Source organism: Exiguobacterium sp. s56 (assembly GCF_018618255.1).
Taxonomy (GTDB): domain Bacteria; phylum Bacillota; class Bacilli; order Exiguobacteriales; family Exiguobacteriaceae; genus Exiguobacterium; species Exiguobacterium chiriqhucha.
The window spans coordinates 26,994-53,599 of record NZ_JACSLR010000018.1; the positions used below are offsets into that span (position 1 = coordinate 26,994).

The 26,606-nt window shown below is 50.4% G+C and carries 25 protein-coding genes and 2 other annotated features; all 25 genes read right to left on the minus strand.

What is annotated here, in order from left to right:
• Positions 1-20: 20 nt before the first annotated feature.
• The 25 genes from rpoC to KNP71_RS14250 all read right to left on the minus strand — a co-directional run bounded on the left by rpoC (position 21) and on the right by KNP71_RS14250 (position 26,408).
• Positions 21-3,620, minus strand: a complete 3,600-nt coding sequence (gene rpoC / locus KNP71_RS14130; protein ID WP_021066599.1) for a DNA-directed RNA polymerase subunit beta' — start codon at positions 3,618-3,620, stop codon at positions 21-23.
• Between the two features lie 22 nt (positions 3,621-3,642).
• Positions 3,643-7,191 (minus strand): DNA-directed RNA polymerase subunit beta, encoded by a 3,549-nt coding sequence (gene rpoB, locus KNP71_RS14135; protein WP_058765118.1) that lies wholly within the window; start codon positions 7,189-7,191, stop codon positions 3,643-3,645.
• A 193-nt stretch (positions 7,192-7,384) separates the two neighbouring features.
• Complete coding sequence (locus KNP71_RS14140) at positions 7,385-7,981, minus strand: class I SAM-dependent methyltransferase (RefSeq protein ID WP_029594426.1); 597 nt, start codon at positions 7,979-7,981, stop codon at positions 7,385-7,387.
• Positions 7,982-8,067: 86 nt separating this feature from the next.
• The gene (gene rplL / locus KNP71_RS14145; protein ID WP_021066596.1) at positions 8,068-8,433 is read right to left on the minus strand and encodes a 50S ribosomal protein L7/L12; all 366 of its coding nucleotides are present in this window, start codon (positions 8,431-8,433) and stop codon (positions 8,068-8,070) included.
• A 59-nt stretch (positions 8,434-8,492) separates the two neighbouring features.
• Positions 8,493-8,999 (minus strand): 50S ribosomal protein L10, encoded by a 507-nt coding sequence (rplJ, locus tag KNP71_RS14150; RefSeq protein WP_021066595.1) that lies wholly within the window; start codon positions 8,997-8,999, stop codon positions 8,493-8,495.
• 45 nt (positions 9,000-9,044) lie between these two features.
• Positions 9,045-9,198: a sequence feature (ribosomal protein L10 leader region), on the minus strand.
• Between the two features lie 59 nt (positions 9,199-9,257).
• Positions 9,258-9,944, minus strand: a complete 687-nt coding sequence (rplA, locus tag KNP71_RS14155) for a 50S ribosomal protein L1 (protein ID WP_021066594.1) — start codon at positions 9,942-9,944, stop codon at positions 9,258-9,260.
• Positions 9,945-10,042: 98 nt separating this feature from the next.
• Entirely contained in the window at positions 10,043-10,468 is a 426-nt protein-coding gene (rplK, locus tag KNP71_RS14160) for a 50S ribosomal protein L11 (protein ID WP_021066593.1), read from the minus strand.
• Positions 10,469-10,615: 147 nt separating this feature from the next.
• Positions 10,616-11,167, minus strand: coding sequence for a transcription termination/antitermination protein NusG (nusG, locus tag KNP71_RS14165; RefSeq protein ID WP_021066592.1), 552 nt, complete (start codon positions 11,165-11,167; stop codon positions 10,616-10,618).
• A 17-nt stretch (positions 11,168-11,184) separates the two neighbouring features.
• Entirely contained in the window at positions 11,185-11,355 is a 171-nt protein-coding gene (gene secE / locus KNP71_RS14170) for a preprotein translocase subunit SecE (protein ID WP_021066591.1), read from the minus strand.
• Between the two features lie 34 nt (positions 11,356-11,389).
• On the minus strand, positions 11,390-11,536 hold the full coding sequence (gene rpmG, locus KNP71_RS14175) for a 50S ribosomal protein L33 (protein WP_021066590.1): 147 nt from the start codon (positions 11,534-11,536) through the stop codon (positions 11,390-11,392).
• A gap of 128 nt (positions 11,537-11,664) precedes the next feature.
• Positions 11,665-12,306 (minus strand): RNA polymerase sporulation sigma factor SigH, encoded by a 642-nt coding sequence (gene sigH / locus KNP71_RS14180; RefSeq protein ID WP_021066589.1) that lies wholly within the window; start codon positions 12,304-12,306, stop codon positions 11,665-11,667.
• 220 nt (positions 12,307-12,526) lie between these two features.
• A complete protein-coding gene (locus KNP71_RS14185; RefSeq protein ID WP_029594425.1) occupies positions 12,527-13,054 on the minus strand; it encodes an NYN domain-containing protein in 528 nt (175 codons plus the stop codon).
• Positions 13,051-13,800 carry a 23S rRNA (guanosine(2251)-2'-O)-methyltransferase RlmB gene (gene rlmB / locus KNP71_RS14190; protein WP_029594424.1) on the minus strand — a complete coding sequence of 250 codons (750 nt, stop codon included), beginning with the start codon at positions 13,798-13,800 and terminating at the stop codon, positions 13,051-13,053. The genes KNP71_RS14185 and rlmB overlap by 4 nt, the downstream gene beginning before the upstream one ends.
• A 151-nt stretch (positions 13,801-13,951) precedes the next feature.
• Entirely contained in the window at positions 13,952-14,359 is a 408-nt protein-coding gene (locus KNP71_RS14195; protein WP_021066586.1) for a Mini-ribonuclease 3, read from the minus strand.
• Entirely contained in the window at positions 14,356-15,753 is a 1,398-nt protein-coding gene (gene cysS, locus KNP71_RS14200) for a cysteine--tRNA ligase (RefSeq protein WP_021066585.1), read from the minus strand. Before cysS ends, KNP71_RS14195 begins: the two co-directional genes overlap by 4 nt.
• Entirely contained in the window at positions 15,722-16,411 is a 690-nt protein-coding gene (gene cysE / locus KNP71_RS14205; protein ID WP_021066584.1) for a serine O-acetyltransferase, read from the minus strand. Before cysE ends, cysS begins: the two co-directional genes overlap by 32 nt.
• A gap of 49 nt (positions 16,412-16,460) precedes the next feature.
• Positions 16,461-16,664: a binding site (T-box leader), on the minus strand.
• Complete coding sequence (gene gltX / locus KNP71_RS14210; protein ID WP_198922703.1) at positions 16,661-18,118, minus strand: glutamate--tRNA ligase; 1,458 nt, start codon at positions 18,116-18,118, stop codon at positions 16,661-16,663. (Overlaps the previous feature by 4 nt.)
• Positions 18,119-18,163: 45 nt before the next feature.
• A complete protein-coding gene (gene ispF / locus KNP71_RS14215; protein WP_021066582.1) occupies positions 18,164-18,637 on the minus strand; it encodes a 2-C-methyl-D-erythritol 2,4-cyclodiphosphate synthase in 474 nt (157 codons plus the stop codon).
• On the minus strand, positions 18,634-19,314 hold the full coding sequence (gene ispD / locus KNP71_RS14220; protein ID WP_029594420.1) for a 2-C-methyl-D-erythritol 4-phosphate cytidylyltransferase: 681 nt from the start codon (positions 19,312-19,314) through the stop codon (positions 18,634-18,636). The genes ispF and ispD overlap by 4 nt, the downstream gene beginning before the upstream one ends.
• Before the next feature lie 58 nt (positions 19,315-19,372).
• Positions 19,373-20,437: a PIN/TRAM domain-containing protein gene (locus tag KNP71_RS14225; protein ID WP_021066580.1), complete on the minus strand. Its 1,065-nt coding sequence runs from the start codon at positions 20,435-20,437 to the stop codon at positions 19,373-19,375.
• A gap of 115 nt (positions 20,438-20,552) precedes the next feature.
• On the minus strand, positions 20,553-21,929 hold the full coding sequence (gene radA, locus KNP71_RS14230) for a DNA repair protein RadA (RefSeq protein WP_021066579.1): 1,377 nt from the start codon (positions 21,927-21,929) through the stop codon (positions 20,553-20,555).
• Between the two features lie 54 nt (positions 21,930-21,983).
• Entirely contained in the window at positions 21,984-24,419 is a 2,436-nt protein-coding gene (gene clpC, locus KNP71_RS14235) for an ATP-dependent protease ATP-binding subunit ClpC (RefSeq protein ID WP_214830929.1), read from the minus strand.
• Between the two features lie 24 nt (positions 24,420-24,443).
• Positions 24,444-25,487 (minus strand): protein arginine kinase, encoded by a 1,044-nt coding sequence (locus KNP71_RS14240; protein ID WP_021066577.1) that lies wholly within the window; start codon positions 25,485-25,487, stop codon positions 24,444-24,446.
• Entirely contained in the window at positions 25,487-25,921 is a 435-nt protein-coding gene (locus KNP71_RS14245) for a UvrB/UvrC motif-containing protein (RefSeq protein ID WP_029594416.1), read from the minus strand. The genes KNP71_RS14240 and KNP71_RS14245 overlap by 1 nt, the downstream gene beginning before the upstream one ends.
• Before the next feature lie 19 nt (positions 25,922-25,940).
• Positions 25,941-26,408, minus strand: a complete 468-nt coding sequence (locus KNP71_RS14250) for a CtsR family transcriptional regulator (protein ID WP_021066575.1) — start codon at positions 26,406-26,408, stop codon at positions 25,941-25,943.
• Positions 26,409-26,606 lie beyond the last annotated feature (198 nt).

Here is a 26,606-nt window from a genome sequence, read left to right on the forward strand (position 1 = left end):
CCCATGCTGTCAAGACGTTTTTATTCTACCGTCGTGTCTTCGAGAACGGCTTTCGTCTCTTCTTCTTTGAGTTTAACATCACGGTAAACCGGCATCCCAGTACCAGCTGGAACGAGTTTCCCGATGATGACGTTCTCTTTGAGTCCGAGGAGATAGTCGCGCTTGCCTTTGATGGCAGCGTCTGTCAATACACGAGTCGTTTCTTGGAACGAAGCGGCCGAGAGGAACGAATCTGTCTCAAGCGACGCTTTTGTGATTCCGAGAAGGACCGGTTTCGCTGTTGCCGGGCTCTTGCCTTCGCGAAGCGTATCTTTACACGCTTCTTTGAAGACGCTGATATCGACGAGCGAACCAGGGAGAAGTGGCGTGTCACCAGACTCGATGACTTTGACGCGGCGAAGCATTTGGCGAACCATGACTTCGACGTGTTTGTCGCCGATTTCTACCCCTTGCATGCGGTAAACTTTTTGTACTTCTTGGAGCAAGTAGTTTTGAACACCAGATACACCACGGACGGCGAGCAATTCTTTCGGATCGATCGAACCTTCCGTGAAGACTTCTCCGGCTTCTACTGTATCTCCGATTTGAACACGAAGACGTGCTCCGAACGGAATCGTGTACGTACGTGTCTCACTGAGTCCTTCGACGGTGAGTTCACGCTTGTCACGCGATTCTGTGAAGTCGATGACCGTACCAGGGATTTCCGAGATGACCGCTTGCCCTTTCGGGTTACGAGCCTCGAATACCTCTTGGATACGTGGAAGACCTTGTGTGATATCATCTCCGGCTACCCCACCTGTGTGGAAGGTACGCATTGTAAGCTGCGTTCCTGGCTCACCGATTGATTGCGCGGCGATGATTCCGACAGCTTCGCCGACTTCAACGTTCGAGCCAGTCGCCAAGTTGCGGCCGTAACATTTCTTACATACGCCGTGTGACGTGTTACATGTAAAGGCTGTACGGATTTCAACTCGTTCGATTCCAGCGTCGACGATGTCGCGAGCGAGATCTTCGGTAATCAATTGGTTCTTCTCGACCATGACTTCACCCGTTTCCGGATGTGCCACTGTCTCGAACGCTGTACGGCCGACGAGGCGGTCATACAAGTTTTCGATTTCTTCCGTGCCTTCGCGGAGAGCGGCAACGCGGATTCCGCGGTCCGTTCCACAATCTTCTTCACGGATGATGACATCTTGGGCTACGTCAACAAGACGACGCGTCAAGTAACCTGAGTCAGCCGTCTTAAGGGCTGTATCGGCAAGACCTTTACGCGCACCGTGCGTCGAGATGAAGTACTCTTGTACCGTCAGACCTTCACGGAATGAAGATTTGATCGGAAGTTCGATGATGCGGCCAGATGGAGCGGCCATCAAACCACGCATCCCTGCGAGCTGCGTGAAGTTGGACGCGTTACCACGGGCACCTGAGTCAGACATCATGAAGATTGGATTCAAGCGATTGAGGGATTTCATCAATCGTGATTGAATCTCATCCTTCGCTTCGTTCCAAGAGCGTACAACGCGCTCGTAACGCTCATCTTCAGTGATGAGACCGCGACGGAATGACTTCATGATTTGATCGACTTGAGTTTGCGCTTCATCAAGGATTTCTTGTTTGTCCGGAAGAACGATGATATCAGCGATTCCGACCGTCACACCGGCTTTCGTCGAGTGTTTGAAGCCAAGATCTTTCATCCGGTCAAGCATGCGGCTTGTTTCAGTCGTTTCGAACTTCTGGAACACTTCCGCGATGACTTTTCCAAGGAATCCTTTTTTGAACGGCTCGACCAAAGGACGTGAGGCGATTTCTTCTGCCACGTTGGCACCTTTGTCGATGAAGTACTTGTCAGGCGTTGCTTCCTGTAAGTTTTCCATCGTCGGCTCGTTCAAGTATGGGAACGTGTTCGGCAAGATCTCGTTAAAGATCATCTTACCGACCGTTGTGATCAACATTTTCTCGTTTTGCTCATCTGTGAACGTCGGGTTGTTGAGCGTACGTGCTGGAAGAGCGACACGTGTATGCAAGTGGACATAGCCATTTTGATACGCGATGAGCGCTTCGTTCACGTTCGACAAAATTTTCCCTTGTCCGACGGCATCGTCGCGTTCAAGCGAGATGTAGTAGTTGCCGAGGACCATATCCTGCGATGGTGTAACAACTGGTTTTCCGTCTTTCGGGTTCAAGATGTTTTGCGCTGCGAGCATGAGAAGACGAGCTTCAGCTTGCGCTTCAGCAGAAAGTGGTACGTGAACCGCCATTTGGTCACCATCAAAGTCGGCGTTATAAGCCGTACATACGAGCGGGTGAAGGCGAATCGCGCGACCTTCGACGAGAATCGGTTCGAAAGCTTGAATCCCTAGGCGGTGAAGCGTTGGGGCACGGTTCAAGAGAACCGGATGCTCACGAATGACTTCTTCGAGGACGCCCCAGATTTCTGGTTGCATCTTCTCAATCTTACGTTTGGCGTTCTTGATGTTCGACGCGATGCCGCGACCGACAAGTTCTTTCATCACGAACGGTTTGAAGAGTTCAAGGGCCATCTCTTTCGGTAGACCACATTGGTACATCTTCAAGTTTGGACCAACGACGATAACCGAACGTCCTGAATAGTCGACCCGTTTACCAAGAAGGTTTTGACGGAAACGACCTTGTTTCCCTTTCAACATGTGTGAAAGTGATTTAAGGGGACGGTTACCTGGTCCTGTGACCGGACGACCACGACGACCGTTGTCGATGAGGGCGTCAACCGCTTCTTGAAGCATACGCTTCTCGTTTTGCACGATGATGTTCGGCGCGCCGAGATCGAGCAAACGTTTGAGACGGTTGTTTCGGTTGATGACTCGACGATACAAATCGTTCAAGTCAGATGTCGCAAAGCGTCCACCGTCGAGCTGCACCATCGGGCGAAGCTCAGGCGGAATGACAGGAAGTACTTCGAGGATCATCCAATCTGGATCATTGCCTGATGTGAAGAATGCATCGAGCACTTCAAGGCGTTTGATCGCACGTGTACGACGCTGACCTTGAACTGTCTTCAATTCTTCGCGGAGTTCTCCGACTTCCTTCTCGAGTTGCACGTCTTGAAGGAGTGTGCGGATGGCTTCCGCACCCATGTCTGCTCTGAAGTCACTGCCGTATTTTTCACGGTAGAGACGGTATTCTTTTTCCGAGAGAAGTTGTTTCTTCTCAAGCGGAGTGTCACCTGGCTCCGTCACAACGTACGACGCGAAGTAGATTACTTCTTCGAGCGCACGTGGTGACATATCGAGAACAAGCCCCATTCGGCTTGGAATCCCTTTGAAGTACCAGATGTGCGAAACTGGTGCCGCGAGCTCGATATGGCCCATACGCTCGCGACGCACTTTCGCTTTCGTCACTTCAACGCCACAACGGTCACAAATGACTCCTTTATAACGGATTCGTTTGTATTTCCCGCAGTAGCATTCCCAGTCTTTCGTAGGACCGAAGATTCGTTCACAGAACAATCCGTCCTTCTCTGGTTTAAGTGTACGATAGTTGATCGTTTCCGGCTTTTTGACTTCCCCGTAAGACCACGAACGGATCTTCTCGGGTGAAGCCAAGCCGATTTTCATATATTCAAATCGATTAACATCTACCAAGGGGCCGACCTCCCTTTTCGCCTTATTCCTCTTCCGTAACAGTCGGTTGAACGACTTGTTCTAACGCCGATGTTGCGTTCGGGATGTTGTCGTCATCTTCATCTTTCATTTCAACTTCTTCATCGTCCGCAGACATCATCTTGACTTCCATACCGAGCGCTTGGAGCTCTTTGATCAAGACGCGGAACGACTCAGGAACGCCCGCTTTCGGAACGCTCTCACCTTTCACGATCGCCTCATATGCTTTCACACGGCCAACCGTGTCATCCGACTTGATTGTAAGAATCTCTTGGAGCGTGTAGGCTGCGCCGTACGCTTCAAGTGCCCATACTTCCATCTCACCGAAACGCTGTCCACCGAACTGTGCTTTACCACCGAGCGGTTGTTGCGTGACGAGCGAGTATGGTCCTGTCGAACGAGCGTGAAGTTTATCATCAACCATGTGCGCGAGTTTGATCATATACATGACACCGACCGAGACGCGGTTATCGAACGGTTCACCAGTACGACCGTCATAGAGACGAGTCTTGGCATCTTTGTCCATTCCAGCTTCTTCAATCGTTGCCCATACGTCTTCCTCACGCGCACCATCGAATACAGGTGTCGCCACTTTGATGCCGAGCTTTTTAGCCGCCATTCCAAGGTGGAGTTCGAGTACCTGACCGATGTTCATCCGTGATGGTACACCTAGTGGGTTAAGCATGATGTCAATCGGTGTGCCGTCCGGCATGTATGGCATGTCTTCTTCAGGGAGAATGCGCGAGATAACACCTTTGTTACCGTGACGTCCCGCCATCTTATCCCCTTCGTGAATCTTACGTTTTTGAACGATGTAGACACGAACCATTTGGTTCACGCCTGGTGAGAGTTCGTCACCGTTTTCACGATCGAACACTTTGACGTCCAAGATGATGCCGTCGCCGCCGTTTGGTACACGGAGTGACGTATCACGGACTTCACGTGCCTTCTCACCGAAGATTGCGTGCAAGAGACGCTCTTCCGCCGTCAATTCAGTCACACCTTTAGGCGTAACTTTACCGACGAGGATATCGCCATCCTTGACTTCCGCACCGATGCGGATAATCCCACGGTCGTCCAAGTTGCGAAGTGCGTCATCACCGACGTTTGGAATATCACGTGTGATTTCCTCAGGTCCGAGTTTCGTGTCGCGTGACTCTGATTCGTACTCTTCGATATGAATCGACGTGTACACATCATCTTTCACGAGGCGTTCACTCATGATGATCGCATCCTCATAGTTGTAACCGTCCCATGTCATGAAGGCGACGACGACGTTACGACCGAGCGCGAGCTCACCCATATCCATCGACGGTCCGTCAGCAAGGATTTCTCCTTTTTCGACACGGTCACCAGCAGCGATGATCGGCTTCTGGTTGTAGCATGTCCCTTGGTTCGAACGGACATACTTTTGAAGTTTGTAGCGGTCAAGGTCACCTGATACCTCAGAACCGTTCACGTCAGACGTGCGGCGGACTAAGATTTCGCGTGCTGTGACACGCTCGACGACACCTGGGAATTTCGCGATAATCGCGGCCCCAGAGTCTTTCGCTGACACGTACTCCATCCCAGTACCGATAATCGGTGAATCTGGTTGAAGAAGTGGTACAGCTTGACGTTGCATGTTCGCTCCCATGAGGGCACGGTTCGAGTCATCGTTCTCAAGGAACGGGATACATGCCGTCGCAGCAGAAACAACCTGTTTCGGCGAGACGTCCATGTAATCGACTCGGTTCGGCTCAACTGACAAGTTTTGTCCGCGGAAACGGCAAAGGACTTGTTCGTTGGCGAACCCGCCTTCTTCTGTGAGCGGCATGTTCGCCTGAGCGACGACGTAGAGATCTTCTTCATCCGCCGTCATATATTGAATCTCGCTCGTGACGAGACCTGTTTCAGGGTCGACTCGACGGTACGGAGCTTCAATGAAGCCGTACTCGTTTACTTTCGCATAAGACGAAAGCGAGTTGATGAGACCGATGTTTGGTCCCTCCGGCGTTTCGATTGGACACATCCGACCGTAGTGCGAATAGTGAACGTCTCGAACTTCGAAGCCGGCACGCTCACGTGTCAAACCACCCGGTCCAAGTGCAGAGAGACGACGCTTGTGCGTGAGCTCTGCGAGCGGGTTTGTTTGGTCCATGAACTGTGACAACTGCGAACTACCGAAGAACTCTTTAAGCGACGCAATAACTGGGCGAATGTTGATTAACGCCTGTGGTGTGATCGCGTTTTGATCTTGAATCGACATCCGTTCTTTAACGACACGTTCCATACGAGAAAGCCCGATCCGGAATTGGTTTTGGAGAAGTTCTCCGACTGAACGAAGACGACGGTTTCCTAAGTGGTCAATGTCATCTGTTGTTCCGACTTCGTGTAATAAGTTAAAGAAGTAGTTGATCGATGCGATGATATCAGCCGGTGTGATGTGTTTCACGCTGCGGTCGATATTGCCGTTACCGATAATGTTCAAGATACGCTCTCCATCTGGGTCATCTGGTGAGATTACTTTGATCGATTGAAGACCGAACGGTTCACCTTCAGCGACGCCGCCTGTCGGCTCAGCATCCATATAACCGAGGCCGTTCTCCAAGTGTGGAAGAACGCGGTCAAGGTTGCGACGATCGAGGACAGTTCCAGCTTCGGCGATGACTTCACCTGTTTCTGGGTCAACGAGCGTCTCGGCCAATTTTTGACCGAAGAGACGGTTTTTAAGATGAAGTTTTTTGTTCATCTTATAGCGACCGACGTTTGCAAGGTCGTAACGTTTTGGGTCGAAGAAACGAGAAACGAGAAGTGACTTCGCGTTCTCAACCGTTGGTGGTTCACCAGGGCGGAGACGCTCGTAAATTTCGATTAACGCTTTTTCTGTTGATTCTGTATTATCTTTTTCAAGGGTGTTACGAAGATACTCGTCATCCCCGAGAAGGTCGATAATCTCTTGGTCCGTACCGAAACCGAGGGCACGCAACAACACCGTTACCGGGATTTTGCGGGTACGGTCAATACGAACGTAAACGATATCTTTGGCATCTGTCTCAAGTTCGAGCCATGCACCACGGTTCGGAATAACAGTCGCTCCGAAGCCACGCTTACCGTTTTTATCGAGTTTCGCGTTGTAATAAACGCTTGGTGAACGAACGAGCTGGGAAACGATAACGCGTTCTGCACCGTTAATGATAAACGTTCCCGATTCTGTCATGAGCGGGAAATCCCCCATGAACACTTCTTGTTCTTTGAGCTCACCTGTCTCTTTGTTTTGCAAACGTACTTTTACGCGCAATGGCGCAGAGTAAGTTACGTCTCGCTCCTTCGACTCATCGATCGAATACTTCGGCTCACTGAGCGAATAGTCGATGAACTCGAGCACGAGGTTTCCGGTGAAGTCGGAGATTGGCGAAATGTCCGTAAACATCTCTTTCAATCCTTCACGCAAGAACCACTCGTAAGAAGCAGTTTGAATTTCAATCAAATTCGGAAGCTCTAATACCTCACTGATACGGGCAAAGCTTCTTCTCTGACGGTGACGACCGTACTGAACAAGTTGACCAGTCAACTGATTCACCTCTCAGACCCCCAATTCTCTATCGAATTTTTCGGGCGTAATAATCGAACATTGTCATTGAATGTCGCCTCTTTTCCGCGTCTAAAAAGCGGCAAACGCGGCAGTTCAAAGCGAATTCCATTCCAATGGCATTTTATAATGTTAGCATATACGTTATAGCGAGTCAACAAGACTTCACCGTTTGTCAAGAGCGAATTGCCCGGAAAATGAAATAGCCCTTTTCTTTCGCAACCGTCTCGACTTGACCGAACACATCTTCAAGCAACTTCTTGGCAGAAGGCGCTCCTTGTTTCTTTTGAATAACGACGTAGAGCGCTCCACCTACGACAAGGTGTGTATACGCATCGCGCAAAATCGTGTGGACCACTTGCTTCCCGGCCCGAATCGGCGGATTGGTCACGATTGCGGCGAACTGTTCATCACCGACTCCGTCATAAGCGTGGCTGAGTCGCGTCTCAATCGTCACCCCATTTTGGGCGGCGTTTTGCTCTGACAAGGCAAGCGCTCGCTCGTTCACGTCGACGAGGAGTGCTTCACGCCCAGAGGCGTCGGCAAGCGAGATCCCCATCGGACCGTAGCCGCAGCCCACATCTAAAATGCGTCCTTCAACATCAGGCACTTCAAATGATTCGATTAAGAGACGTGACCCAAAATCGACCGATCCTTTCGAGAACACGCCGCGGTCCGAGGTGAAGCGATATGTCTTCCCTCGCAACTCAAACGTCCATGTCTCAGGGGCACTTTTCGAACTAGGGTCGTTCGTATAGTAATGATCTCCCATGCATTGAACCTCCTAACCCACTCTTCAAGGAAATAAAAGAAGCTCGCCATAGCGAGCTTCTATAGGTTGTAGAAGTAAAAGTTAGATTACTTAACTTCGACAGTTGCGCCAGCTTCTTCAAGCTTAGCTTTGACTGCGTCTGCATCTTCTTTAGAAACGCCTTCTTTGACTGGAGCTGGAGTTCCGTCAACGAGTGCTTTCGCTTCTTTAAGACCGAGGCCTGTAAGTTCACGTACCGCTTTGATGACGTTGATTTTACCAGCGCCAGCGTTTGTGAGGATTACGTCGAATTCAGTTTGCTCTTCAGCTACTGCTGCGCCTGCACCTGCAACTGCTACTGGAGCTGCTGCTGATACGCCGAATTCTTCTTCGATTGTTTTTACGAGTTCGTTAAGTTCGAGAACCGTCATTGATTTGAGGTCTTCGATGAATTGCTCTTTGTTGAAAGCCATTATGGTTTTCCTCCTTTGATGTTGTAAAGATTGGTTTTTGTTACGCTACGAGACAAAAATTAAGCAGTTTGCTCTTCTTTTTGTTCTGCGATTGCGTTTGTTGCGACTGCGAGCCCACGGATTGGAGCTTGAAGTACGCTGAGAAGCATCGAGAGAAGACCTTCGCGTGATGGAAGTTCTGCAAGGGCTTTAACTTCTTCAAGTGAAGAAACTTTGCCTTCGATGATTCCGCCTTTCAATTCGAGCGCTTTGTGCTCTTTCGAGAAGTCGTTCAAGATCTTCGCTGGAGCTACAACGTCTTCGTTCGAGAACGCGATTGCTGTAGGGCCAGTGAAGACTTCGTCAAGACCTTCGAAGTTCGACTGAACTGCTGCGCGGCGAAGAAGACCGTTTTTGTATACTTTGAACTCGATTCCAGCGTCACGGAGTGATTTACGGAGTGTAGTCACTTCTTCAACTGTAAGTCCACGGTAGTCAACAACGATTGTCCCAACGCTTGCTTGCATTTTCTCAGCGATTTCATCGACGAGTGCCGATTTCTGAGATACGATTTTTTCGCTTGCCATGTGTTTGCACCTCCTAGTCAATTCTTATACCGGACGAGAGGCTGCTCTTCAAAAAGAAATCCCTCGTATGAAGACATACGAGGGCGTAATTGTTTGAAAGTAAACCTGTGACAACAGGCTCAAGTTCGAGCAAAGACACCTCGGAAGGGTTTACGGACCGATGTCCACCTTCTGTCTACGGTAATCCAACATATTCGGTTGAACGTGTATTACTTTAACAGCGGTATCACACGTTGTCAACAGTTTATTTCAAGTAGATTACTTGATGAAGTCGGCAGTCGCGACACGGATCCCAGGACCCATTGTCGAAGAAAGCGCGATGTTTTTAAGGTAAGTTCCTTTTGCAGTAGCAGGCTTCACTTTCATGAGCGTCTCGATGATTGTCTCGATGTTCTCAGTAAGTTTAGTTGCTTCAAACGATTTCTTACCAACTGGTACGTGGATGTTACCGGCTTTGTCAACGCGGTACTCTACTTTACCAGCTTTGATGTCCGCGATTGCTTTCGTCACGTCGAACGTAACTGTGCCTGTTTTCGGGTTAGGCATGAGGCCTTTTGGTCCGAGAACGCGACCAAGTTTACCAACTTCGCCCATCATGTCAGGTGTCGCAACGATAACATCGAAGTCGAACCATCCTTGTTGGATTTTAGTGATGAACTCAGAGTCACCGACATAGTCAGCGCCAGCCGCTTCAGCTTCTTTAACTTTTTCGCCTTTTGCGAAGACGAGAACTTTTTGTGTTTTACCAGTACCGTGTGGAAGTACGACGGCACCGCGGATTTGTTGGTCCGCTTTCTTCGGATCTACGCCGAGACGGACAGCAACTTCGATTGTTTCATCGAATTTAGCAGTAGCTGTTTTTTGAACGAGTTCAACGGCCTCAGTGAGTTCGTATGACTTCATGCGATCAACAAGCTTAGCTGCTTCTTGGTGTTTTTTACCCATGATTCTTTTCCTCCTTGTGGTTAGCGGAATTTCCTCCCACATAATGAAGGGATTGAAGGTGAGCATAATATTCACCGACAATCCCAGAGACTAATAAATTAGTCTTCGATTACAATACCCATACTACGCGCAGTACCTTCAACCATAAGCATCGCTGTTTCAACAGACGACGCGTTAAGGTCAGGCATTTTAAGTTCAGCGATTTCGCGAACTTTATCACGCTTAACCGTTGCTACCTTCTTACGGTTTGGTTCACCAGAACCGCTCTCGATACCAGCAGCTTTCTTCAAAAGAACTGCAGCTGGTGGAGTTTTCGTAATGAATGTAAACGAACGATCTTCGTATACCGTAATGACTACAGGAATAATCAATCCGGCTTGGTCTTGTGTACGAGCGTTGAACTCTTTACAGAATCCCATGATGTTAACACCTGCTTGACCAAGTGCTGGTCCTACTGGTGGTGCTGGGTTAGCTTTACCAGCTGGGATTTGAAGTTTAACGAGTTTAGTAACTTTTTTCGCCACGAGACACACCTCCTTAAGTCTAAAATGTGGTTTCTTGGACGTTGTGCGCCCTCCCACTCAATCTATTAGGTCGAGTTTGTACCGAAATAAAGCACAACATCAAACATTTCCGATTGTACCATCCGTTCCCGAGAATGGCAAGTGGGTTTAGTTAATTTTCTGAACTTGTTCAAAATCAAGTTCAATTTTTGTTTCACGGCCGAACATGTCAACGACAACTTTGAGCTTCTCTTTCTCGGTTTCGATTTCATCAATCGTACCTTCAAAGTTCTCAAATGCGCCTTCTTTGACACGGACGAGGTCGCCGAGTTCGTAGTTGTAACGATCTTTCTTCTCGATGAGACCCATCTGTGACAATACGTTCGTCACTTCGTCCGGTTGAAGCGGAATCGGCTTAGCGCCGCCACCCGTCGAACCGAGGAAGCCGGTGACGTTCGGTGTGTTCCGAACGACATACCATGAATCATCCGTCATGATCATTTCGACGAAGACGTAACCTGGGAAGCTTTTCACTTCTTTTTCTTTAATCTTCTTCTCGCCACTCTTGAGAGTGACTTCTTCTTGCGTTGTTTCAGTCGGAACGAGGACGCGGAAAATTTTATCTTCCATGTTCATCGAACCGATTCGACGTTCTAGGTTTTCTTTGACGTTGTTTTCAAATCCAGAATACGTCTGGACAACAAACCATTGTTTCTCCACGGCTTTCACCTCTTTCCTTAGTTAATCAATAGGTTGACGAGATAACTGACACCAGTATCTACGCCGAACACGAACAGGCCGACCACGACGACCGTCGCGATGACCGTGATGGTATATTTTGTGAGCTCTTTACGAGTCGGCCAACTCGTTTTCTTTAACTCTTTCCATACATCGCGCAAAAAGTTCATGATAGCTTCCTCCTACGTTGAATGCCAATCTACGTTACTTTGATTCTCGATGTGTCGTATGTGCATTGCAACGACGACAGAACTTTTTCAGTTCGAGCCGCGTCGTCACGTCGTCTTGCTTAACGGTCGAATAACCGTTCGACCCGCAATCCGAACACGCGAGACTTACTTTCTTTGCCATTCATAAGCGCCCCTTTCGACAGCTCTCCCACTAAAAAAGAGCGAAAAAAAAACGCCTCCTGTAAATGGCGTCTACGGACAAGGCGCTGCCTTAAAAGTATCACATAGGAGGCTTGCGGTCAATATCGGTTAGCTCGTCAGCGTTTTGACGTCGACATGCCGCTCAAACTTTTTCTTCACGCGCTGTAACGCGTTATCAATCGACTTCACGTGACGGTCGAGGTCGTCTGAGATTTCTTGATACGAACGGCCGTCCAAATAAAGACGTAACACTTTTCGTTCCAAGTCACTCAGGAGCTCTTCCATCTTTTCTTCCATGAACAGTTGCTCTTCACGCGTGACGAGCAAATCTTGCGGGTCTGTCGGATGCGGCGGCAAAATCACATCAAGAAGCGTCCGGTCCGACTCGTCGTCAAAAATCGGCTTATCGAGCGAGACGTAAGAGTTGAGCGGAATATGTTTTTGACGCGTCGCCGTTTTAATGGCGGTGATCATTTGACGCGTGATGCACATCTCAGCAAAACTTTTGAACGAAGCGAGCCGTTCGTCCCGATAGTCCCGAACCCCTTTATACAGACCGATCATCCCTTCTTGGACGATATCCTCGTGGTCGGCACCGATTAAAAAATAAGACCGTGCCTTCGCCCGAACGAAATATCGGTAACGTTCAATCAAAAACTCAAGAGCGTCGCTATCCCCTTCGTTACGCGCAAGAAAGACGAGCTCTTCGTCGGACATGTTTTCAAACTGCTCGTATGGCCATCCGTTCATGTTTCCTACCCCCCGGCGATTGATGAACTTATGTAAGTTTGTGCTCTCATTATAGGCGCCGTTTAAAACGACCGTCAAATAAAATTCTAAAAATTCCGTCAATTACAATTCGTGTAACTCATACATGTAATAGTATACAACATTTCTTTCCAAAAAAATGTCAAATTAAAAACAAAGACGAGTCCATTTCATGAACTCGTCCGTGAGTTTCGTCACCGCTTCATTTACGACGACGAATTTCTTCCAATCGGGCCCGCACATCTGGCGTGAGGTCGATTGTTTTTCGGTTGGATCGGTCCTGCTCAAGCGCCGACCGCTCTTGGGCGATTAACTGCTGCGCTTGTTTCCAATCTTTGAGCAGTTCGGCCGCGGGCACGCGGAGGGCGCCTTGACCGAAGATGACCCATTGCTCGGTGAAATCGTTCGTCGCGACGAATAACGTGACGAGACGATCATCGACGAGTTCATGGGCCCGCCGCTCAATCCATTCGTCCGCGGTCTCGTTCTCTTTCGTGTAGATGACCGCGATCCGACTCTGTTTCGCTTTCGACTCTCGTCCATAACGCATATGCGCATCGAAGACAATCGTCACTTCACGACCTGTGACCGCCTGATACTCGGCCATCGCTTCAATCAAGTCGGTACGTGCCTTCTCAAAATCGATGTCGCGCAGTTTGCGAAGGTGTGGCCAAGCGCCAATGATGTTATACCCATCCACGAGGAGCAGTTCCCGTTTCTTGATACTCATGACAATGGGTTACGTGAGCGGTGCACTTCATACAATAGAAGCGCGGCCGCGACCGAGGCGTTCAGCGATGTGACATGACCAACCATCGGCATATGGACGAGGAAGTCACACGACTCCCGCACGAGGCGGCTCATCCCTTTGCCCTCACTACCGATGACAACGACGAGCGGCATGTTCCCATCGAGGCGGCGATAATCTTGGCTCTCGCTCGCGTCCGTCCCGACGACCCATAGTCCTTTCTCTTTCAACTCTTCAAGCGTCCGCGTCAAGTTCGTGACGCGTGCGACCGGGATATACTCAATCGCACCCGTCGAGGCTTTCGCCACCGTCTGCGTCAATCCAACCGAGCGGCGCTTCGGAATGATGATTCCGTGGGCTCCGACCGCATCCGCCGTCCGAAGAATCGAACCGAGGTTGTGCGGGTCTTCGAGCTCATCGAGCAAGATGAAGAGCGGCGTTTCACCTTTCGACTCAGCGAGTGCGAACATGTCTTCAACCGACTTATATTCGTAAGCGGCGACCGCGGCGACAACGCCTTGGTGATGTTCACTGCCGGCCATCTTCTCGAGTTTCGTCTTCGGGACGAATGAGATTTGGACCGACGCCTCGTTAGCCATCCCGATGATTTGGGCGAGTGGCCCTTTCTGTTGGCCTTCCATGATGAAGACCTTGTTCATGTCACGTCCGCTCCGGAGTGCTTCCATGACCGGGTTGCGCCCGTATAAAAAATCGATTCCTTCTTCCATCACATCGACTTCTTGGTAGTCCGGCCGTTCTAGTTTCTGACGTTGCGGACGGTCGTTCCGTTCACCACGTGGACGGTCATTCCGTTCGCCGCGTGGGCGGTCATTCCGTTCGCCGCGTGGACGATCGAATGAGCGTTGCTCCCTTGCTCCGTCATGTCGTTTCGAATGACTCGGTTTCGAGCCATGCGAACGCTTGTTCGATGAGTTCTTCAAGACGATCCCTTCTTTCCATTAGATATGTGTAACCAATCAATGCTTCGAACGCGGTCGAGTAGCGATACGTATGAACATCTGTCCGCTTTGGGATTGAACCAGATTTCGCGTTCTTCCCGCGGCGGACAACGGCCGTTTCATCTTCGCTCAAGATGCCTGTCTCGAGCCAGTGGGTCACGACCCCAGCCTGGGCGGCCGCATTTACGTAGCGGATGGCGCCGCGGTGGAGATCGTTCGGCTTCGTCATCCCTTGTCCGAGCAGTCGTTTGCGTACCGCCATCTCATAGACGGCGTCCCCCATATAGGCGAGGGCGAGAGCGTTCAGTTGAGGAGCCTGTTGCTTCATAACCGCTTCCACCGCACCCCTTGGGCCGTATCTTCGAGTTGAATGTTCTGGTCTTTCAAGAGGTCACGAATCTCATCGGCACGCGCGAAGTTTCGCTCCGCCCGGGCCGTGTTCCGCTCTTGAATCAATTGATCGATTTCCGCGTCAAGCAGTTCCACTTCGTTCGCAATCGTTAAACCGAGCACGCCCGTCAACTCTTCGAACAGGGCGATCACGTGTTCCAACGTCGTTTTCGAGACGTGGTCCGCCTTTGCGTAGATATTGGCTTCACGCGCCAAGTCGAATAAGACCGTCACCGCGTTCGCCGTATTGATATCATCATCCATCGCTTCGATGAACGTGGTTTTAATTGTCGCGAGCTTGCGTTCCATCGCTTCACTCGGTTCTTCAAGACCAGCTGTGACCGACAGGCGGTACGCGACGTTTTGGTATGCTTCCTTGATGCGATCCCATCCGTTCGCCGCTTGTTCAATCAACTCACGACTGTAGTTGATCGGATGGCGATAATGGACCGACAACATGAAGAAGCGGAGCACCATCGCATCGACTTCTTTCAACGCCTCATGGACGAGTAGGAAGTTGCCGAGCGATTTGGACATCTTCTCGTTCTCGATATTGATGAATCCGTTATGCAGCCAATAGTTGGCGAACTTCGTATGGTTGCACGCCTCCGATTGGGCAATCTCGTTCTCGTGGTGCGGGAACTTCAAGTCATGGCCCCCGGCGTGAATGTCGATCGTCGTGCCAAGGTGTTTTTTCGCCATCGCTGAACACTCGATGTGCCAGCCTGGACGACCTTGTCCCCATGGACTCTCCCATGCCGGCTCACCTGGTTTCGCGGCTTTCCACAAGACGAAATCGAGCGGGTCTTCTTTCTTTTCCCCGACGTCGACACGTGATCCCGCGCGTAAGTCTTCAATCGACTGCTGGCTCAATTTGCCATACGTCTCAAACTTACGCGTCCGGAAATAGACGTCCCCGCCTGCTTCATACGCAAAGTCCTGCGTCTCGAGTTCGCGGATGAATGTGATAATCTCTTCCATCGTGTCCGTGACACGTGGATGGACGTCCGCCGGCAATACGTTCAAAGCACCCGTGTCTGCCAAATACGCGTCGATATACCGATTCGTCAACGTACCGACGTCTTCTCCGAGCTCATTGGCGGTCCGAATGATTTTATCGTCGACATCTGTAAAGTTGAGGACGTATTTGACGTCATAGCCTCGATACGTCAAGTAGCGGCGGACCGTATCAAAGGCAATCGCTGGACGAGCATTGCCGACGTGAATGTAATTGTAAACGGTCGGTCCACATACATACATCGACACTTTCCCAGGTACGATTGGTACAAACGGCTCTTTTTTATTCGTGAGGCTGTTGTAAAACTGAATCATGTGTATTCTCCTCCATCCGTTTCTCTAATGAAGCAAGTTTGTCTTCTAGCTGAGCGACGGCACGTTCCAGCCGCTCTTGGCACTCGCGGTCCGGGTCGGGGAAGCGGTGATCGAGATCATGCTGCTTAACCCGTTCGCCGTTCCGGATGACGACCCGGCCTGGAATCCCGACGACCGTCGAGTCGGATGGGACGTCTTTTAAAACGACAGAACTCGCCCCGATTTTGACGCAATCGCCAATCGTGATATTGCCGAGCACTTTCGCCCCGGCAGAGATGAGGACATCATTCCCGATCGTCGGGTGACGTTTCCCTTTCTCTTTTCCCGTTCCGCCGAGCGTCACGCCCTGATAAATCGTTACATTGTTACCGATAATCGCCGTCTCACCAATGACGATGCCAAACCCGTGATCGATAAAGAGACGTTCACCGATGACCGCACCGGGATGAATCTCAATTCCCGTCAACCAACGGCTCGTCTGCGCGATTAACTTCGCCATTAACTTGACTTTGCGCGTCCATAGACCGTGCGCGATTCGATGTGCCCACAGGGCGTGTAACCCTGGATAGGTCAAGACGACCTCTATTTTTGATCTTGCGGCCGGGTCGAGTTCGAGCACGTTTCGTATATCGGCGCTCACACTTTTCCAAAATCCCATAATTGTTCTCCTTTTCCATATCAAAAACAAAGACGCCCCTGTGCCAAGGCACAGAGACGCCGTAAGCGCGGTTCCACTCTGTTTGGGAAAGTTCCCCTCTCATGTCTCGTTAACGCCGAGTCGCGGTCCCGACTACGTATCGCCGGAACGGCTCCGAGGTGCACTTCGACGGGGGACGCTTCTAGAACTTCCAGCCTAGGTTCTAGTCTCTGTTAAGTGTCATACCGCTTACTTTCCTCATCGTTGCCTTTAAGCTAATAATGTTGTGAGACGTGCCAAGACACGCTCTTTGCCAATTAGTGAAATGGCGTTCGGAAGCTCTGGTCCGTGCGTCTGCCCGGTCGTCGCGACCCGGATCGGCATGAACAAGTTCTTTCCTTTTTGGCCAGTCGCCTTTTGTGTCGCTTTCGTCGCTGCTTTGACGGCTTCCGGTGTGAAGTCTTCGATTGCTTCAAGTTGAGCCTTGAATTCGGCGAGGACAGCCGGTACCGTTTCTCCAGCGAGGACCGCATTGGCCTCTTCGTCGTATTCGACCTCGTCTTTAAAGAACAGGTCCGTCAACGTCACGATTTCAGCACCGTGTGTCATTTGTTCTTTATAGAGGGCGATCAACGCTGTCGCCCAATCGGCTTGTTCTATCGACAAGGCGTTCGGTAAACGTCCTGCTTCTTGTAAGAATGGTAAACTGAGTGCCACCACTTCGTCAAGCGAAGCCTGTTTCATATAGACGCTGTTGATCCAAGCAAGCTTCTGTTGGTCAAAGACGGCCGGGCTCTTCGACAAACGACTCGCATCAAACATCTCGATGAACGCTTCTTTCGTGAAGATCTCCTCTTCTCCGACCGGCGACCAACCGAGGAGCGAGATGAAGTTAAAGAGTGCCCCTGGAAGGTATCCGAGATCAGCGTATTGTTCGATAAACTGAATAATCGACTCATCACGCTTCGATAACTTCTTATGGTTCTCGTTATAAATCAATGTCATATGACCAAACGCCGGATAGTCCCAACCGAGAGCGTCATAGACCATCATCTGTTTCGGTGTGTTAGCGATATGATCATCCCCGCGCAACACGTGGCTGATTTTCATCAAGTGATCGTCGACGACGACAGCGAAGTTATACGTCGGGATGCCGTCCTGTTTGACGATGACCCAGTCTCCGAAGTCTTTCGACTCGAACGAGACGTCGCCTTTGACGACATCAGTCCACTTATATGTGACCGACTCTGGTACACGAATCCGAATCGACGGTTTACGTCCTTCGGCTTCGAACGCAGCTTGCTCTTCGTCGCTCAAGTTACGATGTGCACCCGAATACCGCGGTGCTTCGCCGCGTGCGATTTGAGCCTCACGCTCCGCCTCGAGTTCTTCAGACGTCATATAGCATTTATAGGCGAGTCCGTTGTCCATCAACTCGTTCACGTATTTATTGTAAAGGTCGAGTCGTTCCATTTGGAAGTAAGGACCATGATCGCCGCCGCGACCTGGACCTTCATCCCAATCGATTCCGAGCCATTCCAAATACTTCATCTGACTCTCGACACCGTTTTCCACGTTCCGCTTTTGGTCCGTGTCCTCGATTCGGAGAATCATCTTCCCGCCGGCATGGCGAGCATACAAATAGTTAAATAGCGCGGTCCGGGCGTTCCCAATATGAAGGTGACCCGTCGGACTCGGCGCATAGCGTACGCGCACTTCACTCATAATATTTCCACCTTTCTTCTCTTCTGCCCAAATAGTATACCACTTTTGTCAAGCGCGGTTGAGCAGGATGACCGCCTGGGCGGCAATTCCTTCTTCACGTCCGGTGAAGCCTAGCTTTTCAGTCGTCGTCGCTTTGACGTTCACTTGGCTGATGTCCGCTTCGAGCAACTCGGCGATGACCGCTCGCATATCGTCGATGTACGTGCGAAGCTTCGGCCGCTCCGCCATCACTGTCGCATCGACGTTGCCGAGCACATAGCCTTCCGCTTTGACGAGTTGCCAGACGTGCTGCAACAACACTTTCGAGTCCGCGTCCTTAAATTCCGGGTCCGTATCCGGGAAATGCTTGCCGATATCCCCCGCCGCAATCGCTCCGAGCGCTGCATCGGCAATCGTATGCAACAAGACGTCCGCATCCGAGTGGCCAAGCAGGCCGCGGTCGTGTGGAATCTCGATTCCCCCTAAAATGAGCGGACGCCCTTCGGCGAACGCATGTACATCAAATCCTTGTCCGATTCTCATCGATAGTCCTCCTTCGTTAAAATCGCTTCACCAAATAATAAATCTTCCGGGGTCGTCATTTTAATGTTGTGGTAATCCCCCGGGATAATCATCACCCGTTGCCCGGTCCATTCGAATAGACTGGCATCATCCGTCCCGATAAAACGAGCAGCTTCTGCCCGCTCATGGGCGGCTTGAATGGCGCCTGCCGGAAACGCTTGGGGCGTCTGCGCCAACCATAGTGCCTCACGCGGCACCGTCTGCGTGATGTGTCCGTCCGTCACTTGTTTCACCGTATCTTTGACCGGAACAGCGAGAATCGCCCCTGCCGTCTTGGCCGCTTCGGCGATGGCATGAAGTTGGTCAAGGCGCACAAATGGCCGTGCCCCGTCATGAATCAAGACGACATCTTCGGGATTGACGACTTGCAATCCGGCTCGAACGCTCTGTTGTCGTTCTTCCCCACCCGTCACATATGTAATCGGGGTTTGGACATGACGCAACTGCTGCTCGAACCACGCTTGCTCCTCAGGACGCACCGCGAGCACGATGCGCGCGCACCACGCATCTCTCGCGAACGCTGACACGGTCCAGACGATAATCGGTTTTCCTTGCAGCGTCAGCATCAACTTATTCTCATCGGCTCCCATCCGCTTTCCTTTTCCTGCGGCCGGAATGACAACCGTATAGCGTACCATTCCATTCACCCCTTTTCGCGAAAAAAGAGAGCGCCGATGCGTCTCTTTTTCCACTTATTTATTCAGGACGAGCAAAAATCATGCGGCCAGCCGACGTCTGAAGCACGCTCGTGACGACAACGGGTAACGTCTTCGAGATCAGCTTGCGCCCACCTTCAACGACGACCATCGTGCCATCTTCGAGATAGGCGACACCTTGATTTTGTTCTTTTCCTTCTTTAATGACCGTCACGACCATCTCTTCTCCTGGAATGACGATCTGTTTGACCGAGTTGGCCAAATCGTTAATGTTCAATACTGGGACGTTCCGAACTTCACACACTTTGTTCAAGTTGTAGTCGTTCGTGACGACGATGCCTTTTTTCAATTCGGCCAACTTGATCAATTTGATATCCACTTCGGCGACGTCTTCAAAATCCCCATCATAGATTTCCACTTCGATCCGATCGTTGTCTTGTAACTCTTTTAAAATATCAAGACCGCGACGGCCCCGGTTACGCTTCAGCGTATCCGACGAGTCCGCAATATATTGAAGCTCACCGATGACGAACTGCGGCACGATGAGTGTCCCTTCGATGAAACCGGTCTTCGAGATATCAGCGATTCGACCATCGATGATGACGCTCGTATCCAAAATTTTATCGTTAGAGCGGCGCAATGGTTCCGCGGCCGGCTTCTCTCGTTCACTTTTGACGAACAGTTTAATCCATTCATTCCGCTTCCGGTAACCGACGGCAAAGCCGAAGTAACCGAACAGAGCGGTCACAAAAATCGGTACAATCTTGCTGAGCAAGAAGATATTCGTCACTTCTAACGAGACGCTGATCAAAAAGGCGATCAACAAACCAATAATCAATCCGATCGAGCCAAACAAAATATCGCCGACCGGCAAACGGACAAGCCGTTCTTCGATAAAACGGATAAATTTAACGACCCCATCGGTCAAGAATAAACTAAGAATGAAGAAGATAAGTCCACCAATCAAACTAGCAACGTAAGGAATCGTCAACCAAGCCGGTACACTCACACCAAGGTCGCCTAATAGCAACATCGCTTCGATAATTCCAAACCAACCGACGACGAGTCCGATCAATATAAATCCGATTCGTACAGCAATCTTCACTCATTCCACCTCCTTCATTATGAATTAAAATTTCAAGAAATTAACACTTTCATTGTAACACGGTTCTTTTGAAAGCGTTCGTTACAAAGCGTTAAAAACTGCCGGAAGCGCCCCGTCAGAACGGGATAGCGAGTTGGAGCGCTTCATCGACAGTACTGACACCGACGACATCGATACCAGGCGGGGCTGTCCAGCCCCCGAGGTTGTTTTTCGGAATGATGGCCCGGGTGAAACCAAGCTTGGCCGCTTCAGCGACACGTTGCTCAATCCGTGACACCCGCCGTACCTCACCGGTCAATCCGACTTCGCCGATACATACATCCGTCGGACGGGTCGGACGGTCCCGGAAGCTTGATGCGATCGAAATACAGATGGCCAAGTCGATGGCCGGTTCGTCCAATTTGACGCCCCCGGCCGCCTTCAAATAAGCGTCTTGCGTTTGGAGCAAGAGACCTGAACGCTTCTCGAGCACGGCCATGAGAAGGGCGACCCGGTTCTGGTCAATCCCGGTCGCCATCCGGCGCGGGTTCCCGAACGAGGTCGGCGAGATGAGTGCCTGTAACTCGACGAGCACGGTCCGCGTCCCTTCCATCGATGCGACGACGGTGGAGCCCGAGACGCCAGCAGTTCGTTCTTCCAAGAAGATTTCAGACGGGTTGAGCACTTCTTCGAGCCCGCCTTCTTTCATTTCAAAGATGCCAATCTCGTTCGTCGAACCGAACCGGTTTTTGACGGCACGTAAAATTCGGAACGTATGGTGACGCTCCCCTTCGAAGTAAAGGACCGCATCCACCATGTGCTCGAGCAGACGAGGACCGGCAATCGAACCTTGTTTCGTCACGTGACCGACGATAAAGACAGCCACTCCTCGCGTTTTAGCGATTTTCATGAGCGCTGCCGTACATTCCCGGACTTGGGCGACACTACCTGGCGCCGATTGGATTTCATCCATATAAACGGTTTGAATCGAGTCGATGATGACGAACCCCGGTTCTTCTTCATCGATGACTCGTTCAATCATCAACATGTCCGTCTCTGCGAGGACATATAAGTCTTCAGTCGGCAGACCGAGCCGTTCGGCTCGGAGTTTCGTCTGTTTGAGCGATTCTTCCCCGGAAATATAGAGCACTTTCCGTCCACTATGAGCCAAATGGGCACTCACTTGGAGGAGAATCGTCGACTTCCCGATTCCCGGGTCCCCACCGACGAGGACGAGCGAGCCTGGGACAATACCGCCACCGAGCACCCGGTCAAACTCTTGACTGTTCGTATGGACGCGCGTCTCTTCTTGCGACACGACGTCCGACAGACGTTCTGGCTTCAACTGTCTCGAGGAGCTATGGACGAATGCGGCTCCCCGCTTCGCCTTTTTCTCTTCGACAAATTCTTCGACGAGCGTATTCCACTCGTTACAACCTGGGCAACGTCCCATCCATTTTGCGGATTCGTATCCGCATGACTGACATACGTACTTCGTTTTAATTTTTGCCATGATGTTCCTTTCCGTCTAAAAAAGCCCCCTCACACGAGAGAGGGAGCCTTGTAGTTACTGAACGACACCTTCATTACGGACGACGAATTCGCCATCCTGTACATCGAGCGCCACTTTGCTGCCTTTTGTAATGCTGCCACTGAGCATCGATTCTGAGAGTCGGTCCTCAACCTCACGCTGGAGCGCACGGCGGAGTGGACGAGCCCCGTATTCCGGATCGTACCCGACTTCGGCGATTTTCTCGAGCGCCGATTCCGTCAAGCTGAAATCAATCCCTTGTTCTCCGAGACGTTTTGTAAGTGTCTCGGCCATAAGTTTGACGATTTCTTGGATGTGTTCTTTTTGGAGCGAGTGGAAGACGGTAATCTCGTCAATCCGGTTCAAGAACTCGGGACGGAACGCCTTCTTCAACTCTTCCATAACTTTATCTTTCATTTCCGTATATTCACGCTTCACATCATCTTCAACGGTGAACCCGACATACTTGTTCCGTTTGAGCGCTGCTGCACCGACGTTTGACGTCATGATGATGACCGTGTTCCGGAAGTCTACCGTACGCCCTTTCGAGTCAGTCAAGCGACCGTCATCGAGCACTTGGAGCAAGATGTTGAACACTTCAGGGTGAGCCTTTTCAATCTCATCAAGCAAGATGACCGAATATGGCTTGCGGCGAACCTTCTCTGTCAATTGACCGCCTTCTTCATAACCAACGTAACCTGGAGGCGATCCAACGAGACGACTCGTCGCGTGTTTCTCCATGTACTCCGACATGTCGATTCGGATGATGGCGTCTTCGTCACCGAACAACGCTTCAGCCACAGCCCGAGCCAACTCGGTTTTCCCGACACCAGTTGGTCCAAGGAAGACGAACGAACCAATCGGACGTTTCGGATCTTTCAATCCGGCACGAGCCCGGCGAATCGCCCGCGAAATCGATTTGACAGCCTCATCTTGACCGATGACTCGGCCGTGGAGAATCGATTCGAGTTTGAGGAGACGATCTGTCTCTTCTTCGGCAATCTTCGTCACCGGTACACCTGTCCAGTTGGCGACGACTTGCGCGATATCTTCTTTCGTTACTTCGAGTTTTTCGTTCCCTTGCTTATTCTGCCATTCCGATTTGAGCTGTTCGAGTTCATCTCGAAGTTTCTGCTCGGTATCGCGTAGTGAGGCAGCCTTCTCGAACTCTTGACTCTGTACAGCCGAATCTTTTTCTTTACGAATCGACTCAAGACGAGCCTCGAGTTCTTTCAAGTTTGGCGGTGCCGTGAATGAGCGAAGTCTTACTTTCGAAGCAGCCTCATCGACGAGGTCAATCGCTTTATCTGGAAGGAAACGGTCCGAGATGTAGCGGTCCGAGAGAACGACGGCCTCATGAATCGCTTCATCTGTGATTGTGACGCGATGGTGCGCCTCGTAACGGTCACGTAACCCGAAGAGAATTTGTTCTGCCTCATCCGTCGTCGGTTCATTGACTTGAATTGGTTGGAAGCGACGTTCGAGCGCGGCATCCTTCTCGATATATTTACGATACTCATCGAGTGTCGTCGCACCAATACATTGAAGTTCGCCACGTGCGAGTGACGGTTTCAAGATATTCGATGCATCGATGGCGCCTTCTGCACCCCCAGCACCAATTAACGTATGCAACTCGTCAATGAAAAGAATGACGTTCCCAGCTTGGCGAATCTCATCCATCACTTTTTTCAAACGATCTTCAAATTCACCGCGGTACTTCGTTCCAGCGACGAGTGTACCCATATCCAGCACCATGACGCGCTTATTCCGAAGTGTTTCCGGTACTTCATTGTTGATGATCTGTTGGGCGAGCCCTTCGACGACTGCCGTCTTCCCGACCCCTGGTTCCCCGATGAGGACCGGGTTGTTTTTCGTCCGGCGTGATAACACTTCGATGACACGTTGAATTTCGCCTGAGCGACCGATGACCGGATCAAGACGGGATTCTCGCGCTTGCTGTGTCAAATCACGAGCTAAGCCGTCAAGCGTCGGTGTAGCAGCACTTGTACCTGGTTGTGATGCATTAGCTGACGACTCAGTGTTTCCTAAGAGCTGGAGCACTTGCTGACGCGCCTTCGTCAAGCTGATCCCAAGGTTGTTCAAGACTCGAGCTGCTACCCCTTCTCCTTCGCGAATGACGCCGAGGAGAATGTGTTCAGTCCCGACATAAGAGTGACCAAGTTTCCGTGCTTCATCCATCGATAGCTCAATCACTTTTTTCGCACGTGGCGTATAGTGAATCGTCGATCCGTTTTCTGAACCTCGTCCGATGAGTGCCTCCACTTCTTGCTGAATCTTTTCAGACGTAAGTCCGAGAGCGAACAGTGCCTTAGCGGCAATCCCTTCTCCCTCGCGAACAAGTCCGAGTAAAATGTGCTCCGTACCGATATTATGATGGCCAAGCCGTACTGCTTCCTCTTGTGCTAAAGCTAATACGCGCTGAGCTCGTTCTGTAAATCGACCAAACATCATTGACAAAACCTCCTTAAAGTTGGATCAAACTAACCCATGATCTAACGTTCGACGAACGAGCGTCGCACGTTCGCGATCTCGTTCTTTCGTAGATAATGTTTTCCCGAAATGCTTTTGTAGGAAACCTGATTGAAGCTTTACAATCAATTCGTGAAACTGAGGTGGACTCCAATCCGATAAAATACCCAGGTCACTCGCCAAGTGAAGATCGGATAGGCGTTCGACAGCTTCTGTTGACGATAGCAGTTTTGCATAGCGTAAAATCCCATACGAGCGATAAAACTGATCTTCTAACTCGTCCTGGTTGCGAGCCAATAACTCTTCGCGGGCTTGTCGCTCTGCCTGAATGACTTGTTCCGTAATCTCCATGAAGTCGGTTAACAGTTGGGTTTCATGGCTCCCTAACGTGCGTTGGTTCGATAATTGGAACAGTCGCCCCGCCGCATCACTGCCTTCCCCGTAACGTCCCCGAATCGTATATCCGAGCTTCCGAAGTTCTTTTAGAATAGGAGTTATCCGTCCGGTCAACGTCAGTCCTGGTAGATGAAGCATCACCGAGGCTCGTAGACCCGTCCCGATATTACTCGGACATGTTGTCAAATAACCTAGCTGTTCATCAAATGCGTAAGGAAGGGACTCCCCACAGAGAGCATCGACACGTCTTGCCAGTTCGAAAGCCTCTTCTACTTGATAACCTGGGAGTAGAGTTTGAATTCGTAAATGGTCTTCTTCATTGATGAGTACGCTGATCGTCTCATCATCACTTAAAAAGACGGCACTTTGTTCTTTCGCGGCAATCGTAGGGCTAATCAAATGCTTTTCAACGAGCGCTTGTCGGGTCACCTGATCATAAGCACCCATATGCAAATACTCAAAACCTTGCAATCCTCCAAGTGACGCTTCAATCCGTTCACAAAGTTGTTGCTGTCCTTCCTCCGATAATACAGGAGAAAAGACGGTGTCTTTTAAATTGCGCGCTAGACGAATGCGAGTCGAGATGACCAAATCATCTAACTTGGCTCGCTCTCTCATTTTAGGACCAAGTGGATGTTTAAGATAAGACTCCATCACGCCTCACCTCGCCCTTTCAATTGATTGATCTCTTTTTTCAGCCTGGCTGCGCGTTCATAATCTTCTTGTTCGACGGCTCGTTCCAACTCCCCTGCTAACTTTGCAAGTCGCTCTTCGATTCGCTCGTCGGGAGTCCGTAACGCATCTGGCATCGAACCTACATGTTCATCATGGCCTTGTTGATACTGACGTGTGATTTTAATCAATTCTTCGCGAAAGACGGTATAACAAGTGGTACAGCCCGCTTTTCGAAGATGAGCTAATTCAGTTTGTGTCAATTGACAGCCCGGGCACCGTTTCACAGCTGGTACGTAACCTGCCATCAGTTCAACTGTACATTGACGACATAGTCGTCTCGTCACCGGTATCCCGTTCTCGACTACTTGGATCTCATTGATGGCAGGTCGCCGTTTGCATCGTTCGCATAACATCTCTTTATGCCTCCGTCGGTCAATGGTAACTAAGTAACTTCATTAATGCGAGTAACTGTTGTCTTCGAATCAAGTGACGATCGTCAGCGTGTAACCCAAGCGCTTCATCAGACAATAAATGATATAACAAGCGCACTTCCCGCTCACTCAACATCCCTTCTTCAAATAAGCGAATCAAGATGTTCTCGACAAGCTGTTCGGAAAGACGAGGATGGTCTTGTAAAATATCCATCAAGCTGACCAACACGTCTTGCTTTTCATGTAAAATTACGCGGCGAATGCGAATATATCCCCCGCCCCCACGCTTACTTTCGACAAGATAGCCCTTCTCGACCGTAAAGCGCGTATTAATGACGTAGTTGATTTGAGACGGAACACATTCGAAACGCTTGGCAATATCTTGCCGTTTAATCTCGATTGCTTCGGCCTGACTCTCCTTCAGCACTTGCTTCAAATACTGTTCGATTACATCCGATATGTTTCTCATCTCCACCACCCTCTGACCATCTTTGACTTTTGACTATATTCTATCATTGATTCAAAAAAAGGCAAACGAAAAGCGATGTCGCAACTGCGACACCGCTTCAAACAGAAAAAAAGACGACCGAGCGGATGCTCGATCGTCTTTCGCGTTGGCCTGGCAACGTCCTATCCTCACAGGGGGAGACCCCCAACTACTTTCGGC

Excerpts from the sequence above, each read along its gene's own strand:
- ispF (WP_021066582.1), bottom strand. The coding sequence starts at position 18,637 with ATGAGAATCGGACAAGGATTTGATGTACATGCGTTCGCCGAAGGGCGT.
- cysE (WP_021066584.1), bottom strand. The coding sequence starts at position 16,411 with ATGGGATTTTGGAAAAGTGTGAGCGCCGATATACGAAACGTGCTCGAA.
- KNP71_RS14250 (WP_021066575.1), bottom strand. The coding sequence starts at position 26,408 with ATGAGAAACATATCGGATGTAATCGAACAGTATTTGAAGCAAGTGCTG.
- KNP71_RS14240 (WP_021066577.1), bottom strand. The coding sequence starts at position 25,487 with ATGGAGTCTTATCTTAAACATCCACTTGGTCCTAAAATGAGAGAGCGA.
- KNP71_RS14195 (WP_021066586.1), bottom strand. The coding sequence starts at position 14,359 with ATGAAGCAACAGGCTCCTCAACTGAACGCTCTCGCCCTCGCCTATATG.
- rlmB (WP_029594424.1), bottom strand. The coding sequence starts at position 13,800 with ATGGAAGAAGGAATCGATTTTTTATACGGGCGCAACCCGGTCATGGAA.
- rplL (WP_021066596.1), bottom strand. The coding sequence starts at position 8,433 with ATGGCTTTCAACAAAGAGCAATTCATCGAAGACCTCAAATCAATGACG.
- KNP71_RS14140 (WP_029594426.1), bottom strand. The coding sequence starts at position 7,981 with ATGGGAGATCATTACTATACGAACGACCCTAGTTCGAAAAGTGCCCCT.
- rplA (WP_021066594.1), bottom strand. The coding sequence starts at position 9,944 with ATGGGTAAAAAACACCAAGAAGCAGCTAAGCTTGTTGATCGCATGAAG.
- rplJ (WP_021066595.1), bottom strand. The coding sequence starts at position 8,999 with ATGGCAAGCGAAAAAATCGTATCTCAGAAATCGGCACTCGTCGATGAA.
- ispD (WP_029594420.1), bottom strand. The coding sequence starts at position 19,314 with ATGGTACGCTATACGGTTGTCATTCCGGCCGCAGGAAAAGGAAAGCGG.
- clpC (WP_214830929.1), bottom strand. The coding sequence starts at position 24,419 with ATGATGTTTGGTCGATTTACAGAACGAGCTCAGCGCGTATTAGCTTTA.
- rpmG (WP_021066590.1), bottom strand. The coding sequence starts at position 11,536 with ATGGCAAAGAAAGTAAGTCTCGCGTGTTCGGATTGCGGGTCGAACGGT.
- radA (WP_021066579.1), bottom strand. The coding sequence starts at position 21,929 with ATGGCAAAAATTAAAACGAAGTACGTATGTCAGTCATGCGGATACGAA.
- secE (WP_021066591.1), bottom strand. The coding sequence starts at position 11,355 with ATGAACTTTTTGCGCGATGTATGGAAAGAGTTAAAGAAAACGAGTTGG.
- KNP71_RS14185 (WP_029594425.1), bottom strand. The coding sequence starts at position 13,054 with ATGAGTATCAAGAAACGGGAACTGCTCCTCGTGGATGGGTATAACATC.
- KNP71_RS14245 (WP_029594416.1), bottom strand. The coding sequence starts at position 25,921 with ATGTTATGCGAACGATGCAAACGGCGACCTGCCATCAATGAGATCCAA.
- cysS (WP_021066585.1), bottom strand. The coding sequence starts at position 15,753 with ATGATTCAGTTTTACAACAGCCTCACGAATAAAAAAGAGCCGTTTGTA.
- sigH (WP_021066589.1), bottom strand. The coding sequence starts at position 12,306 with ATGAACGGATGGCCATACGAGCAGTTTGAAAACATGTCCGACGAAGAG.